This is a genomic window from Brevundimonas sp. FV1ye4L (assembly GCF_058681255.1).
The window spans coordinates 669010-686561 of the sequence record NZ_CM178734.1 but is presented as its reverse complement, the minus strand read 5'-3'; the positions used below and the strand labels follow the sequence as shown (position 1 = coordinate 686561).

14 protein-coding genes are annotated in these 17552 nt (G+C 67.1%); 8 read left to right on the top strand and 6 right to left on the bottom strand.

The features are described from left to right. Positions 1–43 precede the first annotated feature (43 nt). Positions 44–3424 (top strand): hybrid sensor histidine kinase/response regulator, encoded by a 3381-nt coding sequence (locus ACW17X_RS03240; RefSeq protein ID WP_492099633.1) that lies wholly within the window; start codon positions 44–46, stop codon positions 3422–3424. On the opposite strand, the gene ACW17X_RS03235 is transcribed toward ACW17X_RS03240, so the two are convergent. After that, positions 3421–4035, bottom strand: coding sequence for a response regulator (locus ACW17X_RS03235; protein WP_492099632.1), 615 nt, complete (start codon positions 4033–4035; stop codon positions 3421–3423). The genes ACW17X_RS03240 and ACW17X_RS03235 overlap by 4 nt on opposite strands. A gap of 163 nt (positions 4036–4198) precedes the next feature. Between ACW17X_RS03235 and ACW17X_RS03230 the strand changes: the two genes are divergently transcribed. The 3 genes from ACW17X_RS03230 (at position 4199) to ACW17X_RS03220 (ending at position 8509) form a co-directional block, all read left to right on the top strand. Then, positions 4199–5545 carry a DcaP family trimeric outer membrane transporter gene (locus tag ACW17X_RS03230; RefSeq protein WP_492099631.1) on the top strand — a complete coding sequence of 449 codons (1347 nt, stop codon included), beginning with the start codon at positions 4199–4201 and terminating at the stop codon, positions 5543–5545. Positions 5546–5547: 2 nt separating this feature from the next. After that, on the top strand, positions 5548–7500 hold the full coding sequence (gene acs / locus ACW17X_RS03225) for an acetate--CoA ligase (RefSeq protein ID WP_492099630.1): 1953 nt from the start codon (positions 5548–5550) through the stop codon (positions 7498–7500). A gap of 100 nt (positions 7501–7600) precedes the next feature. Next, positions 7601–8509, top strand: a complete 909-nt coding sequence (locus ACW17X_RS03220; protein ID WP_492099629.1) for an SDR family NAD(P)-dependent oxidoreductase — start codon at positions 7601–7603, stop codon at positions 8507–8509. Positions 8510–8528: 19 nt separating this feature from the next. Here ACW17X_RS03220 and ACW17X_RS03215 read toward each other — a convergent pair whose 3' ends face one another. Both ACW17X_RS03215 and ACW17X_RS03210 read right to left on the bottom strand, forming a co-directional pair. After that, positions 8529–9287: a chorismate mutase gene (locus ACW17X_RS03215; protein WP_304936218.1), complete on the bottom strand. Its 759-nt coding sequence runs from the start codon at positions 9285–9287 to the stop codon at positions 8529–8531. 291 nt (positions 9288–9578) lie between these two features. After that, positions 9579–10145, bottom strand: a complete 567-nt coding sequence (locus ACW17X_RS03210; RefSeq protein ID WP_492099628.1) for a prephenate dehydratase domain-containing protein — start codon at positions 10143–10145, stop codon at positions 9579–9581. Between the two features lie 205 nt (positions 10146–10350). Here ACW17X_RS03210 and ACW17X_RS03205 point away from each other — a divergent pair, with 205 nt between their 5' ends. Next, positions 10351–11559: an FAD-dependent oxidoreductase gene (locus ACW17X_RS03205; protein ID WP_492099627.1), complete on the top strand. Its 1209-nt coding sequence runs from the start codon at positions 10351–10353 to the stop codon at positions 11557–11559. On the opposite strand, the gene ACW17X_RS03200 is transcribed toward ACW17X_RS03205, so the two are convergent. Beyond that, complete coding sequence (locus ACW17X_RS03200; RefSeq protein WP_492099626.1) at positions 11537–12907, bottom strand: class II 3-deoxy-7-phosphoheptulonate synthase; 1371 nt, start codon at positions 12905–12907, stop codon at positions 11537–11539. The two genes, ACW17X_RS03205 and ACW17X_RS03200, sit on opposite strands and share 23 nt — an antisense overlap. 66 nt (positions 12908–12973) lie before the next feature. Continuing rightward, a complete protein-coding gene (locus tag ACW17X_RS03195; RefSeq protein WP_304934846.1) occupies positions 12974–13114 on the bottom strand; it encodes a hypothetical protein in 141 nt (46 codons plus the stop codon). 210 nt (positions 13115–13324) lie between these two features. Here ACW17X_RS03195 and ACW17X_RS03190 point away from each other — a divergent pair, with 210 nt between their 5' ends. The 3 genes from ACW17X_RS03190 to ACW17X_RS03180 all read left to right on the top strand — a co-directional run bounded on the left by ACW17X_RS03190 (position 13325) and on the right by ACW17X_RS03180 (position 15902). After that, complete coding sequence (locus ACW17X_RS03190) at positions 13325–13516, top strand: hypothetical protein (RefSeq protein ID WP_492099625.1); 192 nt, start codon at positions 13325–13327, stop codon at positions 13514–13516. Between the two features lie 161 nt (positions 13517–13677). Further along, the gene (locus tag ACW17X_RS03185) at positions 13678–14895 is read left to right on the top strand and encodes an LL-diaminopimelate aminotransferase (RefSeq protein WP_492099624.1); all 1218 of its coding nucleotides are present in this window, start codon (positions 13678–13680) and stop codon (positions 14893–14895) included. Positions 14896–14945: 50 nt separating this feature from the next. Next, positions 14946–15902 carry a glycoside hydrolase family 5 protein gene (locus tag ACW17X_RS03180; protein ID WP_492099623.1) on the top strand — a complete coding sequence of 319 codons (957 nt, stop codon included), beginning with the start codon at positions 14946–14948 and terminating at the stop codon, positions 15900–15902. Positions 15903–16015: 113 nt separating this feature from the next. On the opposite strand, the gene ACW17X_RS03175 is transcribed toward ACW17X_RS03180, so the two are convergent. Then, positions 16016–17542 carry an alpha-N-arabinofuranosidase gene (locus tag ACW17X_RS03175; RefSeq protein WP_492099622.1) on the bottom strand — a complete coding sequence of 509 codons (1527 nt, stop codon included), beginning with the start codon at positions 17540–17542 and terminating at the stop codon, positions 16016–16018. Positions 17543–17552 lie beyond the last annotated feature (10 nt).

Sequence of the window (17552 nt, the reverse complement as noted above, 5' to 3'; positions counted from 1 at the left end):
CCTTTCACTTGTTAAACCTCCCCTGCCCGGTTCAGATGCCGCCATGTTCAGCCTGATGATCCTCGGCCTGGTGGTCGCCTATATGGCGGTTCTGTTCGCCGTGGCCTGGCATCAGGAACGGCCGGCCGCGCGGGCGCGGGGACGCGGACTGGGTCCGTCGGTCTACGCCCTGTCGCTGGCCATATACTGCACCTCCTGGACCTATTACGGCGCGGTCGGCACGGCGGCGCGCGACGGGTGGGAGTATCTGCCCATCTATATCGGCCCTGTGCTGGGGCTGACGGTTCTGTTTCCGCTGTGGCGTCGGATCGCCGCCGCTGCACGGCGCGAGAACGTCGGCTCGATGGCCGACTTCGTCGCCTCGCGCTACGGCAAGAGCCAGACGCTCGGCGCCGCCGTCACCCTGGTCGCCATCCTGGGGTCCCTTCCCTATATCGCGCTTCAGCTGAAATCCCTGTCGATGGCCGGGGCTTTGCTGACGGCGGGGACCCCGGTGGCGGGGTCGGAGAGCCTGACCGTCCTGGTTCTGGCCGGGGTGCTGGCGGGTTTCGCCATCCTGTTCGGGGCGCGACGGCCCGACCTGACCGAGCACAACCGGGGTCTGATCCAGGCGATCGGCCTGGAATCCCTGGTCAAGCTGGGCGCCCTGCTGCTGGTGGCGGGCTTTGCCCTTGTGCTTCTTGTGCAGGACGGGTCTGCGGCACGCAGTCTGGAAGGCCTGGGCGCTCTCGCCGCGCCGCCTGAACTGACGCCCCGGTTCCTGGCCATCGCCCTGATCGCGACCCTGGCCATCTTCTGCCTGCCGCGTCAGTTCCATGTGGCCTTCGTCGAGGGCGCGGATCCCAGCCACGTCCGGCGCGCGCGCTGGATCTTCCCGGCCTATCTGGTGCTGACCAGTCTGGCGGTCCTGCCGCTGGTGGCGGCGGGCGCCCTGTTCGCGCCGTCGACCAATCCCGATCTGTTGGTCCTCGCCCTACCGTTCGGGCGGGGCGAATCCCTGCTGACCGCCGTCGTCTTCGTCGGCGGATTTTCCGCCGCGACGGCCATGGTCATCGTCGAGGCCGTGGCCCTGTCGGCCATGGTGTCCAACAGTCTGATCCTGCCCTTCCTGGCGCGGGACCGCTGGCGGCTGCGCGGCGACGCCTCGGACATGTCCGGCGTGATCCTGCAGGTGCGACGCGGGGCCATCGTCGCCGTGCTGCTGCTGGCCTGGCTCTATTACCAGGCGACCGATCAGTCACGCGGCCTGGCGGCCATGGGCCTGGTGTCGTTCGCCGCCATGGCGCAACTGGCGCCGGCCCTGTTCGGGGCCGTGCTGTGGCGCGGCGGGCATGCCCATGGGGCGCTGGCGGGTATGATGGTCGGAATCGCGGTCTGGATCGTCATGCTGGCCCTGCCCCAGTTGGCGCCCGGCGCACCCTGGCATCCGCATGTGATGCTGGGGGTCAAGGATCCGCTGGCCCTGGGCGTATTCGTCAGCCTGGGGCTGAATCTGGCGGCCTATGTCGGGGTGTCGCGTTTCGCTCAGCCCAGGCTGATCGACCGGGTGCAGGCGCGGGCCTTTGTCGATCGGCTGGGGCCGGACTGGCTGGACGCCAAGCCGTCGCCGTCCGGCGCCTCGGTCGGTGATCTGCGCGCTCTCGTCGCCCGTTTCATCGGCGACGAGCGGGCCGAGCGGGCCTTCACCGCCTGGAGCGCAGAAACCGACATCCGACTGCGTGACGCCGATCCGGCCGACGCCGGGCTGGCGCGGGCGGCGGAACGGATGCTGGCCGGCGCCATCGGCGCGGCCTCGGCGCGGCGCGTCATCGCCGCGGCCCTGGCGGGGGGCGGCCGCGCGCCCGAGGATGTGGTGCGGATGCTCGACGAGGCGTCCCAGGCCGTCCAGTTCAGCCGAGATTTGTTGCAGACCACCCTGGACAATATCGATCAAGGCGTGATCGTGGTGGATGAGGATTTATGCGTAACGGCATGGAACAGAAGATATGTTTCCATGTTCGAGCTGCCGGTCGGCTTTGTTCACGTCGGCCTGCCCATCGCCAGCATCTATCGGCTGAACGCCGAACGCGGCGAGAGTCCCGACGATATCGACTCCTGGGTCGAGCGCCGGCTGGAAGCGCTCAGCCGCCGCATTCCGCATGATCACGAGCGGCTTCAGCCGGATGGGCGGGTGCTGCGGTCGTCCGGCGCCCCTATTCCCGGCGGCGGCTATGTCACCAGCTATACGGACATCACCGCCCTGCGGCGGGCGGCCAGCCAGTTGGAAGAGGCCAACGAGAGGCTGGAGGCGCGGGTCGCCGATCGCACGGCCCGGCTAGAGGAGGCTCGGCGCGTGGCCGAGGATGCCACGGCGTCGAAAACCCGTTTCCTGGCGGCCGCGAGCCACGATCTGCTGCAACCGCTGCACGCCGCCCGCCTGTTCATTGCAGCTCTGAAGGAGGAACCGGCGGTGTCCGGTCCGGACGCCGGACCGGACAGCCGCACCCTGGCCGTCAACGCTGACCGCGCCATTGACAGCGCCCACCGCCTGCTGACCGCCCTGCTGAATCTGTCCAAGCTGGAGGCCGGCGGGGTCAAGGCGGCGGTTACACGTCTGTCGCTGGACGGTCTGTTCGATGAACTGAGGCGCGAATACGCCCCGGTGGCCGAGGCCAAGGGGCTGGCCCTGACCCTCGTACCTAGCGGCCTGTGGGTCAGGTCTGACCGAGACCTGCTGCGGTCCATGCTGCAGAACCTGATCGCCAACGCCATCCGATACACGGATGTGGGCCGGGTGCTGGTGGGCGCGCGTCGGCAGGGCGAGACGGTGCGGCTGCTGGTTTGCGACTCCGGGCGCGGCATTCCCGACGCGGACCAGGAGACGGTCTTCGGCGAGTTCGTACGCTTGCCTGGCGCACCGGTCGATGAACCCGGCGCCGGTCTTGGGCTGGCCATTGTACGGCGTCTGTCCAGCTTGCTGGATCACCCGCTTGAGCTGAACTCGCGCGTCGGACGCGGTTCGATTTTCCGCATCACCGTGCCGCGCGGCGTCGCGGATGCGGTTGTCGAGGCGCCCCCGACCCATGAGGTGCGACTGCCCCTGGCGGGTTTGCGGGTGCTGTGCGTGGATAATGAACCGGTGATCCTGGAAGCCCTCGACGCCCTGCTGACGCGATGGGGCGCCCGACCGACGTTGGCGTCCGGAGTGGAGGCGGCCCTGGAGGCGGCGGGACCGTTCGACGCCGCCGTCGTGGACCTGCACCTGGGCGACGGGGCCGACGGATTTGCGGTCATCGACGGCTTGAGGCCGCGCGGCGTGCGCAGGATCGCACTGGTAACCGCCGACACCCGCGATGGTCTGAACGAAAAGGCCAATGCGGCAGGGGCGGTTCTGCTGCCCAAGCCGATCAAGCCGGCGGCGCTGAAGGCCTTTCTGTCGAGCTAGGCGGGATCGAGCTGTTTCGCCAGAATCACCGCCTGGGTGCGGTTATGGACGCCCAGCTTGCGGAAGACGCTGGTCAGGTGGGCCTTGATCGTGGCCTCGGATACGCCGAGGTCGAAGGCGATCTGCTTGTTCAGCCGCCCGGCCTTCAGGCCTTCCAGAATCCGCAGTTGCGACGGCGTCAGACTGGCGACCCGGGCGGGCAGATCGTCGTCGGCGTCGCCCTCGGGCGTTTCCGGCGCCCAGCCGTCGCCGGCGAGAATGGCGGTGATAGCCTCAACCATCTGGGGCAGGCTGGCCGACTTGGGGATGAAGCCCGCGGCTCCCAGGCCCAGCGCATGGCGAACGACCGACGCGTCCTCGCTGGCCGAAACCACGGCGACCGGCACCGTGGGATGTTCGGCGCGGATGGCGGCAAGGCCGGCCATCCCTTCGCTGTCCGACAGTTTCAGGTCCAGCAGCAGCAGATCGACAGACCCCGCCGCCAAGGCCCGGCGGGCCTCGGCCAGGCTGGCGCATTCGTCGATCGCGGCGCCGGGGGCCGCCTTGTCTACCGCAGACCGCAGAGCGGCGCGAAACAGCGGGTGATCGTCGGCGACGACGACACGGTCCATAAGGCGTCCTTCCCTTGCGCAGCATGCTTTGCGGCCACGTCGGCGGCAGCATGGCGCGGTTCGACTTTCGTCGAAACTAGACCAATGGCTAATGGCCGCCTACGCCCCTAAAGGAAAGGGTTCGCTAGGACGCTCGCATCAGACGGGCGCGGGAGGAACCATCATGATCAAGTCCAGTCTGCTGGGGGGATGTGTGGCCGCAGCCATGCTTCTCGCGCCCGGCGCCGCCTTCGCTCAGGACGCCCAGGCTGCGCTCGAAGCCCGGATCGCCCAACTCGAAGCCGAGTTGAACGCCCTCAAGTCGGAAGTCGTCGCCGCCCGCACCCAGCAGGCGGCGCAGCAGCAGGACATCATCCGGCTGGAGACTCGCCCTGCCCCGCCGGCGCCGGTTCAGCAAGCCGCCGCGCCCAGCGACGGTTTCCGCATCGGCGACCATACGGTGAAGTTCGGCGGCTTCATCAAGGTCGATGCCTCGGCCTCGAACTATTCCGGCGGCGATCCGGTCAACGGCGACGCCCTGCGCGAATTCCACATCCCCGGCTCCATCCCCATTGGCGGGGCCGACGAGGACACGGCGACCGACTTCAATGCGCGCCAGACCCGGTTCTGGTTGACGACCGACGGACTGGTCGGCGGTCACAAGGTCGCCACCCGGCTGGAGATGGACTTCCAGACCCTGCCCGGCACGGCAGACCAGCGCACCACCAGCCCAGCGAATCCCGCCCTGCGTCGCGCCTTCGTCACCATCGACAACTGGCTGATCGGCCAGGAATGGACCAATTTCCAGAACACCGCCGTCCTGCCCGAATCCGCCGACTTCATCGGCGCGGCCGAGGGCACGGTCTTCGCCCGTCAGGTCCAGGTCCGCTACACGCGCGGCCCCTTCTCGGTCTCGGTGGAAAATCCCGAGACGACCGTCACCCCATTTAGCGGCGGAACGCGAATCATCGCGGACGACAGCAGCCTGCCGGACTTCACCGCTCGCTACGCCATGGCGCGGCCATGGGGCGATCTGCAGTTCGCCGGCTTGCTGCGCCAGCTGAAATACCAGAACCCGGCGACGGACATCGATTCCACCGCCACCGGCTGGGGCCTGTCCGCCTCGACCAAGATCAAGGTCGGGGCCAAGGACGATGTCCGTCTGATGGTGACCGGCGGCGAGGGCATCGGCCGGTATGTGGGGCTGAACTTCTCCAACGACGCCGTGCTGGACGCCTCGGGCGAACTGGACGCGATCGGCGTCGTCGCCGGCTTCGCCGCCTATCGCCACATCTGGGCGCCCGGCTGGCGCTCCAGCCTGATCTGGTCGGCCCAGAAGGTGGACAACGACACGACCGTCACCGGCCTGGCCGTCAATCGGTCGGCCCAGAGCATCCACGCCAACTTGATCTGGTCGCCCGTTACAGCGTTTGATGTGGGCGCCGAGCTGATGTTCGCGGATCGCGAGATCGAATCCGGCGCGAGCGGCGACATGACCCGACTGATCCTGTTCGCCAAATACGGATTCTGAAAATGCTGGAGACGTCTCGCGTGCCCGATTCCGACCTCTACCCCGTCCCCGCAGACTTCGCCGCCAAGGCCCATATGGACCGGCGAGCCTATGAGGCGGCGCGGGTCGCGGCGCGCGAGACGCCCGAAGCCTTCTGGTCCGAACAGGCCAAACGCCTCGACTGGATCAAGGCGCCGACCAAGATCAAGGACGTCTCCTTCAGGAAGGAGGATTTCCGCATTCGCTGGTTCGAGGACGGCGTCCTGAACGTCGCCGCCAACTGCATCGACCGGCACCTGCCCCATCGGCAGGACGAAACGGCTATCATCTGGGAAGGCGACGATCCGACCGACAGCCAGCACATCACCTATGGCCGTCTGCACGACGAAGTCTGTCGCATGGCCAATGTGCTGAAATCCCACGGCGCCAAGAAGGGCGACCGGATCACCATCTATATGCCGATGATCCCCGAGGCGGCCTACGCCATGTTGGCCTGCGCGCGCATCGGGGCGGTCCATTCGGTCGTCTTTGGCGGCTTCTCGCCCGACAGTCTGTGCGGCCGGATCGAGGACTGCGGCTCCACCCTGGTCATCACCGCAGATGAAGGCCTGCGCGGCGGCAAGGTCGTGCCGCTGAAGGCCAATGTCGACGCGGCTCTGGAAAAGGTGAAGGTCGACACCGTTCTGGTGATCCGCCGCACCGGGGCCGACGTGCCGATGGTCGAAGGCCGGGACGTGGACTACGCGACCGAGGCGGCCAAGGCCTCCACCGACTGTCCGCCCGAGCCGATGAATGCGGAAGATCCGTTGTTTATCCTCTACACCTCAGGTTCCACTGGAAAACCGAAAGGCGTTCTTCACACGACTGGCGGCTATCTGTTCTGGGCCGCCTGGACCCATGAGCTGACGTTCGACTATCGCCCCGGCGAGGTCTTCTGGTGCACCGCCGACGTGGGCTGGGTCACGGGCCATTCGTATCTGGTCTATGGGCCGCTGGCCAATGCGGCGACCACCCTGATGTTCGAGGGCGTGCCCAACTATCCCGACGCCAGCCGGTTCTGGCAGGTGGTGGACAAGCACAAGGTCGAGGTCTTCTACACCGCCCCCACGGCCCTGCGCGCCCTGATGCGTGAAGGCGACGCGCCGGTGAAGGCGACATTGCGCAAATCCCTGCGGGTGCTCGGAACGGTCGGCGAACCGATCAATCCGGAGGCCTGGCGCTGGTACCACGAGGTGGTCGGTGACAGCCGCTGCCCCATCGTGGACACCTGGTGGCAGACCGAGACGGGCGGTCATCTGATCACCCCCCTGCCCGGCGCCACGGACCTGAAGCCCGGTTCCGCCACCCTGCCCCTCCCCGGTGTCGAACTTCAGATCGTCGATGCCGAGGGCCAGGAACTGGTCGGGGCCGTCTCCGGCAATCTGTGCATCACCGACAGCTGGCCGGGTCAGATGCGCACCGTCTATGGCGACGATCAGCGGTTCTTCGACACCTATTTCTCGACCTATCCGGGCCGGTACTTCACCGGCGATGGCTGCCGCCGGGACGCGGACGGCTATTACTGGATCACCGGCCGGGTCGATGATGTCATCAATGTCTCGGGCCACCGGATGGGCACGGCCGAGATCGAGAGCGCCCTGGTGCTGCACGACGACGTCGCCGAGGCGGCCGTGGTCGGCTATCCCCACGACATCAAGGGCCAGGGCATCTACGCCTATGTCACCCTGAACAAGGGGGTCGAGGCGACCGAGGACCTGCGCAAGGCCCTGGGCGCCCATGTCCGTCGCGAGATCGGCCCCATTGCTGCGCCCGACGTGATTCAGTGGGCCCCCGGCCTGCCCAAGACCCGATCCGGCAAGATCATGCGCCGCATCCTGCGCAAGATCGCCGAGAACGAGATCGGGGCCCTGGGCGACACCTCGACCCTGGCCGATCCGTCCGTGGTCGAGGATCTGGTCAAGAACCGCGCGGGCTGATCAGGCTGGGCTTGTGCGCCGCGCCCGGCGTCGTCAAAACCGGATCAAGGGGCAGAGGCCCTAGGGTCGAACGCCTCAGTCCTTGGGTGGAGACGACGAGATGACGATTAGGTTTGACGGCCAGGTGGCGATCGTAACCGGCGCGGGCGGCGGTCTGGGGCGGGAACACGCCCTGGCTCTGGCGGTGCGCGGGGCCAAGGTGGTGGTCAATGACCTGGGCGGCGCCCGCGACGGTTCCGGCGGTTCCGCCAACGCTGCCGAGGCCGTCGTGGCCGAGATCGAGGCGGCGGGCGGAGAGGCCATGGCCAATGCGGCCTCGGTGACCGACTTCGCCGCCGTCCAGGCTATGGTCGATGCGGCCATAGCCAGATGGGGCCGGGTCGACCTGCTGGTGAACAACGCCGGGGTGCTGCGGGACAAGAGTTTCGCGAAGATGGAGCTGGAGGATTTCCGCTTCGTCGTCGACGTCCACCTGATGGGCGCCGTCAACTGCACCAAGGCGGTGTGGGAGATCATGCGCGGCCAGAACTACGGCCGTATCGTCATGACCACCTCATCCTCGGGCCTGTACGGCAACTTCGGCCAGTCGAACTATGGCGCGGCCAAGATGGCGTTGGTCGGTCTGATGCAGACCCTGTCGATCGAGGGGGCGAAGAACGATATCCGCATCAACTGCCTGGCGCCGACGGCCCATACCCGCATGACCGAAGATCTCGGCGCCGCATTGCCGCTGGAGGCCCTGGGGCCGGAACTGGTGACGCCGGGCCTGCTGTATCTGCTGAGCCGGGACGCGCCGAGCCGCTGTATACTCGCGGCGGGCGCCGGCGGGTTCGAACGCGCCTATGTCACCTTGACCGAGGGCGTCCACATCATGGGCGAGGATGCGCCGGAGCAGGTGGCGGCCCGTTTCGACGCCATCTCCGACCGCGCGAAAGAGATCGTGCCGGAGATGGGCGCCGCCCAGGGGATGATCGAACTGACCAAGGCCCAGAAGGCACACGCCTCCTGAGCCGCATCAGTCGGCGTGGTCAGCCGATCGCGCCGACGCAGCCTTCCGCCTCGCCGGGCGTCAGTTCCGCCTCGGTCAGGGCGATGGTCCAGCCGTGGTGGGTGTTCAGACCCCAGCGACGCGCGCCGCCGCCGTCGCCTGCATCACCGCCTGCGGTGACAACGACGCGGCGGCCCCTCGGCAGGGCCGGCGGGTCGATCTTGCCCACGGCCAGCGATGTCGGCGTCTCGCCGCCGTAACCGTCGAACACGCTCAGCATCGACCATTCGCGACGCAGGCCCATCCACCAGGCGTCTTCGGTGTTGATGGCCAGGACGGCCACCCCGTGACCCTCGGCCGCGAAGGCCAGGGCCTTCTGCGGGTCGCGCACCATCTTGATATCGGCGGCCGCGCCGAAGCGCAGCCGGGCGCCGTCATAGGCGCGGGTCGGCTCGATCGGCGCCCAGACCTGGACCTGCAGCCGGCCCTGGCGCGCCAGACCCCAGCCGACGATCTCGCGCCAGAGGTGCTCGACCGCTTCGGCGTTCTCGGGCTGGGCCTTGGACAGCATCCGCGACAGGACCGTCTGTTCGCGGTCGGGACGCAACTTGGTGTGAGGGCCGGTGGGGGCGTCCTTGGCCCGGCCGACGGTGGCGGCCACGGCGAGGCGCTGTTCGAACAGGGCCAGGATCTGGTCGTCGATGGCGTCGATCTCGGCGCGCAGAGCAGCCAGGGCCTGTTGTTCGGGGGTCAGTTCGACCACGTCAGGCCACACTTTCTGGACGTTGGAATTGGGCATGGGATTAGGCTTTCGGCAAAGGTAGGATTTCGATGTGCAGGGGCGGACAGCCGCTCTGGTCCAGAGCGGTCGCCGGCGAGACTGTCAGGGACGAAGAGCGCCCGACGCCTCAGCCGGCGTATCGAAAGCCGTAAAAGCCGTAGCCGAAATAGAGGCCGGAAACCGTGCGCGAACGGTCGAAGGAAACAGAAAGAACGCGCTGGCGGGACATGGGTCCGGGTCCGGTTATGCGGATCGATTGCGATCCGTGGGGCCTTAAAGCACGCAAAGACCGTGCGTCGTCAAGCCCCCTCAGGCCGACAACAGGACGAAACGCGTCCGGTTGTCGCTGGAATCCTGAAGATCGTTGCGCAGGATCGACAGGCCGTAGACTTCCGCAGCCCCCATCGGGGCTATGGCGGCCTGGGTCGGATCGCCCGCCTCGGCGACGTCGCGGGCGGCGCCGGCGGTGTCGAAATGTTCGACCACGTTCAGCCTCAGCCCCTTCAGCGTCTGCTCGCACTGGGCCAGGGCGATGGGGTGGCTGAGCACCCGTTTCAGATCGGCGATCCGCGCCCCGTCCAGCCCCATCAGGGCGTGACGGATCGGCCGCCAGGCCTCGGCGACGACGGTCAGCCCGGACTCGCGCACCAAGGTCGCCGCCGGCTCCACCACCCCGATGGAGGAGTTTTCGACCGGGATCAGGGCGCAGTCGCAATCGCCGGTCTTCAAGGCGTCGAGCGCCGCCGCAAAGGTCTCGAACGGCACGGCGGTGTCCCAGGGCCGCAGGACCGCGCAGGCCTCATGGCTGAACGCCCCCGGCGCGCCTTGATAGGCGACCCGGCCGGGCTTCTCGTCTTGCTGCGCTGGCTTGTCCATGTCCGTCACTCCCGGATTCTGGCCCGAAAGCCTTCCTTGCCGTTTTCCACGCCGATCAGACGGAACGTCCTTGTCCGAGGCGTGGCCGTTTCGAAGCGTATCTGCGGCGCCGTCCCTGTTACGACAAGGCGAATGTGACGGGCGCCCGCTATCAGGCGGCTCTTGGGCGCGCTAGCCTGACCATTCCCCACTCCCCGGAGGTCCCATGTCTGTCATAGCGAGCGCCAGCCGTCGGGCGGTTCTGACCGGTCTGGCGGGGACAGTTGCGGGCTGCGCCGTGACGCCTGCTGCGCCTGTCACGGGCTTTGCACCACGCCGAATCGCGCCGATCCTGATGGCGCCCGAGCGGATAATCCGCATCACCGTCTGCACCCGACCCTTCCGCCCCACCGGCCCCCGCCTGGACGTGGAGTCGGTCGGCGAGACCAAGGTGGTGCACAACTATGGTCACGGCGGCAGCGGCTGGTCGCTGTCCTGGGGCTCCAGCGCTATCGCGGCGCGCAAGGCCATGGCCCTGGCCGGTCCGGCTGGCGGTCAGCCTGCCATCGCCGTGATCGGCAGCGGCGCCCTGGGTCTGACCTCGGCGCTCCAGCTTCAGCGGATGGGCGCGCGGGTGACCATCTATGCCCGTGAACGCGCCGCCTTCACCCGGTCGATGCGCGCCACGGGCAGTTGGACGCCGGACAGCCGCATCGCCGACGCCGACCGCGTCTCGACCGAATTCCCGGCGCTGTGGGAGCAGATGGCGCGCGAGACCTATGCGACCCACCAGACCTATCTGGGAACAGAGGGCGACCCGGTCGTCTTCAGCGACCGCTACATGCTGTCCGGCGGCGCGGCCCTGCCCCGTTCGCCCGAACCGCCGCCGATCCGCACCGGCCCCGGCGTGAAGCCGATCCGATTCGCCGAATACAGGCTGGACGGGCTGGCGCCGCGATCCATCCCCCTCCCCGCCTCGGCCTCGCCCTTTCCGGTCGGGGAAACCCGGATGGTCAGCGCCATGCAGTTCAACGTCGCCGAACTGGCGCACAGGTTGGAGACCGAGTTTCTGAGCCAGGGCGGGCAGATCGAGACCCGCACCTTCAACACGCCGGCGGATCTGACGACCCTGGCTGAGAAGATCGTCGTCAACTGCACCGGCTATGGCGCCAAGGCCTTGTTCGAAGACAAGGAGCTGATCCCGGTGCGCGGTCAAATCGCCTGGCTCGCGCCCCAGCCGGAGGCGAACTACGGCCTGCATTTCCGGGGCGTGACCGTGCTGTCGCGACCGGACGGGATCGTGGTTCAGGCCACGCGCAACGACATGAACGGCGTCGGCATCGACGACGAGACGCCGGACCGAGCCGAGGCGAACGCGACCATCGGCCTCGTCGCCCCGTTGTTCCCGTCGATCAGGCGGCTTCCGACCGGCTGATCCGGCCCGACTTCAACCGTTCAGCCACCAGGAAGGCCAGCTCCAGCGCCTGGTCGGCGTTCAGGCGCGGGTCGCAGTGGGTGTGATAGCGGTTGGACAGGTCGTCCTCGGTCACGGCCTGGGCCCCGCCGATGCACTCGGTGACGTTCTGGCCGGTCATCTCCAGGTGGACGCCGCCGGGGTGGACGCCCTCGGATTCGGCCACGTCGATGAAGGTCCGAACCTCGCCCAGGATCCGGTCGAACGGCCGGGTCTTGTAGCCGTTGCCGGCCTTCAGCGTGTTGCCGTGCATCGGGTCGATCGACCAGATCACCTTGCGGCCCGAGGCCTTCACTTCACGCATCAGCTTGGGCAGGCGCTCGCCGACCTTGTCGTGCCCAAAGCGGCCGATCAGGGTCAGGCGACCCGAGATATTGTCCGGGTTCAGGGCGTCGATCAGCGGCAGCAGGTCGTCGGCCGTCATCGTCGGTCCGCATTTCACGCCGATGGGGTTCTTGATCCCCTTCATGAACTCGACGTGGGCGCCGTCCAGCTGGCGCGTGCGTTCGCCGATCCACAGCATGTGGGCCGAGGTGTCGAACCATTCACCCGAACCGCCGTCCAGGCGCGTCAAGGCGCTCTCGACGTTCAGCAGCAGGGCTTCGTGGCTGGTGAAGACCTCGACCCGGCTCAAGTCCGGATGGGTCTCGGGCGTGACCCCGACGGCCTCCATGAAGGCCAGGGCCTCGGTGATCTTATCGGCCAGTTCGCGGTACTGGGCGCCGGCGGCGTTGTCGCCCGCAAAGCCCAGGGTCCAGCGGTGGATGTTGTACAGGTCGGCATAGCCGCCGCCGGCGAAGGCCCGCAGCAGGTTCAGGGTCGAGGCCGACTGGTTATAGGCGCGGATCAGACGCTGAGGATCGGGCGCGCGCTCTTCCGGCGTGAACCCCATGCCGTTGATGATGTCGCCGCGATAGCTGGGCAGTTCGACGCCGTCGATCTCCTCCAGCGGCGACGAGCGCGGCTTGGCGAACTGGCCGGCGATCCGCCCCACCTTCACGACCGGCTTGCGCCCGGCGAACGTCAGGACGACCGCCATCTGCAGGATCAGCCGGAAGGTGTCGCGGATATTGTCGGTCGAGAACTCCTTGAAGCTCTCGGCGCAGTCGCCGCCCTGGAGCAGGAAGGCCTCGCCTCGCTCCACCTGGGCCAGCTTCGACGTCAGGCGGCGCGCCTCGCCGGCGAAGACGAGCGGCGGCAGGGCTCGCAGTTCGTCCTCGACCAGGGCCAGGGCGTTGGGATCCGGATAGTCCGCCGGCATGTGCAGGGCGGTCTTGGTTCTCCAGCTTTCGGGGGTCCAGCGTGTCATTGTGCAAGAATAGGACTTTGCAGCCGCTCAAACAACGAAAACACGAATAGATTTTGCCGTTCAGCCTCAGTCCTCGTCGGACGGCGCCTTTTCGGTCGCCTCGGCCGCCTTGCGCTCGGCCTTGGCGGCCGCCTTTTCCGCCGCCTTGGCTGCGGCCGCACGGTCTCGTTCCTGACGTTCGAAACTATAGTTGGGTTTGCGGGCCATCGGCGTCCTCGTCTGATCTGTCTTGGCGGCGAAGGTGGCGCTCCGCCGCGCATGACGCAATCGGCAATTCGCTCAGCCTGCGGATTACGCCCTTCCGCAAGGGCGCATGCGCCGTGAAATTTCTACGACATCCGCTCGCAAGACTGGCGCCTCAGGCGCCCCTCACCATCTCCTCGGTCGGGGGCCGAAACCAAGAGCTGGAGCTGTATTATGGCGCCTTGCGACCTGACCCTGGACGAGATGCTGGCCGACCCCATCGTGCGTCGTCTGATGGAGCGCGACGGGGTCGATGAGGCCGAGGTGCGCGGCCTGTCCGACTATGTGCGGCGACGGCGGGGGCCGCAGTTCAGCCCTCGCGACCGCGACCGGGTCGGCGAGGAGCCGCACAGCTTCGTGCGGTGAGGCTGCCGCCTCTCGCAAGCTTCTTGCTTTGACCGAGCTGAACCAGTGATGCGTCACAAGTTTTCGCCACTTATCAGCGTCAGCTATCATCTTTCTGTTTCGCGAGGCGCGCATCGGTGGCATCGCTGGCGCCCCGCAATCCTCAACCCATGAAGATCGAGATGTCCGAAGAATTCTATCGCATGAAGCGCCTGCCTCCGTATGTGATCGCGGAGACCAACGCCATGCGAGCCGCCGCCCGTCAGGCCGGCGAGGACGTCATCGACCTCGGCATGGGCAACCCCGACCTGCCGCCCCCGCCCCACGTTATCGACAAACTGTGCGAGGTGGCGCGCAAGCCCGACGCCCATGGCTATTCGGCGTCCAAGGGCATCCCCGGCCTGCGCCGCGCCCAGGCCAACTATTACGGCCGTCGTTTCGGCGTTGAGCTGGATCCCGAGACCGAGGTGATCGTCACCATGGGCTCCAAGGAAGGTCTGGCCAGCCTTGCGACCGCCATAACCGAGCCCGGCGACGTTGTTCTTGCGCCCAACCCCTCCTATCCGATCCACACCTTCGGCTTCATCATCGCCGGCGCCGCGATCCGCAGCGTGCCGACAACGCCCGACGAGCGCTATTTCGAGGCGCTGGAGCGGGCCATGGCCTATACCGTGCCGCGCCCCAAGATCCTGGTGATGAACTATCCATCAAACCCGACGGCGGAGACGGTCGATCTGGCCTTCTACGAGCGGGTCGTCGCCTTCGCCAAGGCCAACGACCTGTGGATCATCAGCGACCTCGCCTATTCCGAGCTCTATTACGACGGCAAGCCGACCGTCTCGATCCTGCAGGTGCCGGGCGCCAAGGACGTGGCGATCGAATTCACCTCGCTGAGCAAGACCTACAGTATGGCCGGCTGGCGCATCGGCTTCGCCGTGGGCAATCCCAAGCTGATCGCCGCCATGGCGCGGGTGAAGTCCTATCTCGACTACGGCGCCTATACGCCGATTCAGGCGGCCGCCGTCGCCGCCCTGAACGGGCCGCAGGATATCGTCGATCAGAATCGGGCCCTGTATCACCGTCGCCGCGACGTCCTGGTGGACAGTTTCGCCCGCGCCGGCTGGGACATCCCCAAGCCCGCCGCCTCGATGTTCGCCTGGGCGCCCCTGCCCCCGGCCCTGGCCCATCTGGGCAGTCTCGAGTTTTCAAAGCAACTGTTGACGCACGCCAAGGTCGCGGTCGCGGCGGGGGTCGGTTACGGCGAAAATGGCGAGGGTTTCGTCCGCATCGCCTTGGTCGAAAACGAGCAGCGCATTCGACAGGCTGCGCGCAACATCCGCGGCTATCTGAAGTCGATGGGGGTCAATGTGCCCCCCGGCCGTGAAGTGGTGGACGTCTGATAATTGGCGGGGTCGCAAGATCGGATCAGTCCGGACAACGGAGACGACAGTTGAAGCGACCGCTTGTCTTGGCCTTGGCCCTGCTGGTCACGGCCTTCCCCGCCTACGGGCAGACGCCGGTGCAGGCCCATGGGGCGTTGGCCGTCGAGGGAGGGCGGGTCGTCGATTCAAGCCGGCGGCCCGTGGTGCTGCGAGGCATGTCCCTGTTCTGGAGTCAGTGGCAGCCGGAATTCTATAATCATGACGTGGTCCGGTGGCTGAAGGACGATTGGAACATCACGGTGATCCGCGCCGCTGTCGCCGTCGATCACGACGGTTATCTGGATCATCCCGAGCGGGAGACCGCCAAGGCCGAGGCCGTGATCGACGCCGCCATAGCAGAGGGCCTGTATGTGGTGGTGGACTGGCACGCGCATGAGCCGCACCCCGAGGAAGCGGTCGCCTTCTTCACCCGGATCGCCGAGAAGTACGGCGACTATCCGAACCTGATCTACGAGATCTACAACGAGCCTCTGCCCGAACACGGCTGGGCCGAAGTGGTGCGCCCTTACCATATGCGCGTCGCAGCAGCGATCCGAGCCATAGATCCCGACAACCTGATCGTGGCCGGAACACCGAGCTGGTCGCAGGACGTCGATATTGCGGCGGCTGATCCCCTGCCCTTCTCCAACCTGGCCTATACGCTGCACTTCTATGCGGCGACGCATCGTCAGGAACTGCGGGACAAGGCCCAGATCGCTCTGGATCGCGGCGCCGCCCTGTTCGTCACGGAGTGGGGAACAAGCGAGGCTGACGGCGCCGGGGCGTTCGACCCCGACGAGACCCGCCTGTGGTGGGCGTTCATGGAGGCGAACGGGCTCAGCTCGCTGAACTGGTCCATCGCCGACAAGCCGGAAACATCGGTCGCCTTGCGGCCCGGCGCCTCGCCGCACGGCGGCTGGGCAGAGCCTTGGCTGACGCCCTCGGGTCGATTGGTGCGCGATCATCTGCGCGAGATGAATCGATAAGCGACCCGCTCTATTCCGGGCGGATCGACCGCCTATATGGTCCCACGGCCAAGCCTGCCAAGACGGCGCCGGCTGCGGCGCTCCGACGAACCCTTCATGGGACCTCTCCTCGCCTATTCCAGCGTCAGCACGACCAGCGACTTAGGCGGCAGCGTGGTCGTCAGGCGACGGTCGGACACGCGCGCATCGCGGAAAGGCGCCGGTTGGACGACCGGAGCCGTATCGAACCCGTTGTGACCATCCATCTGGCCCGCCGTCAGGACCTGGCCCGTGACCGCGCGCAGCTGTGCGCCCTCCAGATCGAACGACACCGCTTGGGCGTTGCGAGGGTCGAGGTTGACCAGAGCGAGGTGAACCTTGCCGTCCGTTCCCCGCGCCGCCGTCCCGTCCACCACCTTCACCGTCCCATAGGCCGGCGCCTCGAGGCTGAGCGGCAGCACCGTCGCGCCCTGGAACGGGCGGTACATCTGGAAGGCGTAATAGGTGGGGGTCAGCACCATCTTCTCGCCGTCCGTCAGGATCATGGCCTGAAGCACATTGACCATCTGGGCCACATTGGCCAGCCGAACCCGGTCGGCGTGGCGATGGAATATGTTGAAGTTGACCGCCGCCAGCAGGGCGTCCCGCAGGCTGTTCTGCTGTTGCAGCCAACCGCCCGGCGATCCCGGCGTGGGGTCATACCAGGCGCCCCATTCATCGACGGCCAGGATCTTGGCGCCTGCTGGATCTGTCTCGTCCATGATGGCGTCGTGCTCGCGGAGCATATCGGCCATGCGATAGGTCTGTTCGAAGGTGGCGCGCCATTGCGCCTCGTCAAAGCCCAGCGCCGGCCCCTTCGTCGTCCAGTCCCCCGTCGGCAGGGTGTAATAATGCAGGGACAGGGCGTCGAAGTCCTTGCCCGCAACCGTCATCAGGGTGCGCGTCCAGTCGTAGTTGGTCGCATCCGGCCCTGCGGCGACCACGATCACGTCATTGGGTTTGACGAAGCCGACATAGTGCCGGAACAGGTCGGCGTAATAGGCAGGACGCATCCGCCCGCCGCATCCCCAGGGTTCGTTACCCACGCCCAGATAGTCAATCTTCCACGGCTTTTCGCGGCCGTTGGCGCGCCGCTCCTGCGCCAGGCGCGAGCCGGTGGTCGAGGTAATGTATTCGATCCAGTCTGCGGCCTCGCCTGGCGTGCCGGTGCCCAGATTGATGCTGAGATAGGTCTTGGCCCCAATCAGCTCGGCAAACTCGAAGAATTCATGCGTGCCGAAGGCGTTGTTCTCTTCCTTGTTGCCCCACCAGCGGTTCAGCGTGACGGGGCGCTGCGCCCGCGGGCCGACGCCGTTGCGCCAGTGATAGATGTCCGCGTAGCAACCGCCCGGCCAGCGAACGACCGGCACATCCAGCGCCTTCAGCGCGGCGATCACGTCGTTGCGGAAGCCGTGCGTATTGGGGATGGCGGAATCCGGCCCTACCCATACGCCTTCGTCGATGCCGGTCCCCAGCTGTTCCATGAACTGGCCGTAGACCTCGGGCGCAATGACTGGGCCGGATTTATCCAGTTGCAGTCGCCCCGTCGTCTGTGCCGAGGCCACTGTCGCGCCCAGGACCAGCAAGGCTGCACAGGCCGCTGTTATCGCCTTGAAAACCATACCCGTTCCT

What these genes read in the sequence shown, in the direction of transcription:
- ACW17X_RS03220 (WP_492099629.1), top strand. Translation starts at nt 7,601, where the DNA reads ATGACGATTAGGTTTGACGGCCAGGTGGCGATCGTAACCGGCGCGGGC.
- ACW17X_RS03235 (WP_492099632.1), bottom strand. Translation starts at nt 4,035, where the DNA reads ATGGACCGTGTCGTCGTCGCCGACGATCACCCGCTGTTTCGCGCCGCT.
- ACW17X_RS03195 (WP_304934846.1), bottom strand. Translation starts at nt 13,114, where the DNA reads ATGGCCCGCAAACCCAACTATAGTTTCGAACGTCAGGAACGAGACCGT.
- ACW17X_RS03190 (WP_492099625.1), top strand. Translation starts at nt 13,325, where the DNA reads ATGGCGCCTTGCGACCTGACCCTGGACGAGATGCTGGCCGACCCCATC.
- ACW17X_RS03240 (WP_492099633.1), top strand. Translation starts at nt 44, where the DNA reads ATGTTCAGCCTGATGATCCTCGGCCTGGTGGTCGCCTATATGGCGGTT.
- ACW17X_RS03205 (WP_492099627.1), top strand. Translation starts at nt 10,351, where the DNA reads ATGTCTGTCATAGCGAGCGCCAGCCGTCGGGCGGTTCTGACCGGTCTG.
- ACW17X_RS03200 (WP_492099626.1), bottom strand. Translation starts at nt 12,907, where the DNA reads ATGACACGCTGGACCCCCGAAAGCTGGAGAACCAAGACCGCCCTGCAC.
- ACW17X_RS03215 (WP_304936218.1), bottom strand. Translation starts at nt 9,287, where the DNA reads ATGCCCAATTCCAACGTCCAGAAAGTGTGGCCTGACGTGGTCGAACTG.
- ACW17X_RS03185 (WP_492099624.1), top strand. Translation starts at nt 13,678, where the DNA reads ATGTCCGAAGAATTCTATCGCATGAAGCGCCTGCCTCCGTATGTGATC.
- ACW17X_RS03175 (WP_492099622.1), bottom strand. Translation starts at nt 17,542, where the DNA reads ATGGTTTTCAAGGCGATAACAGCGGCCTGTGCAGCCTTGCTGGTCCTG.
- ACW17X_RS03230 (WP_492099631.1), top strand. Translation starts at nt 4,199, where the DNA reads ATGATCAAGTCCAGTCTGCTGGGGGGATGTGTGGCCGCAGCCATGCTT.
- ACW17X_RS03210 (WP_492099628.1), bottom strand. Translation starts at nt 10,145, where the DNA reads ATGGACAAGCCAGCGCAGCAAGACGAGAAGCCCGGCCGGGTCGCCTAT.
- acs (WP_492099630.1), top strand. Translation starts at nt 5,548, where the DNA reads ATGCTGGAGACGTCTCGCGTGCCCGATTCCGACCTCTACCCCGTCCCC.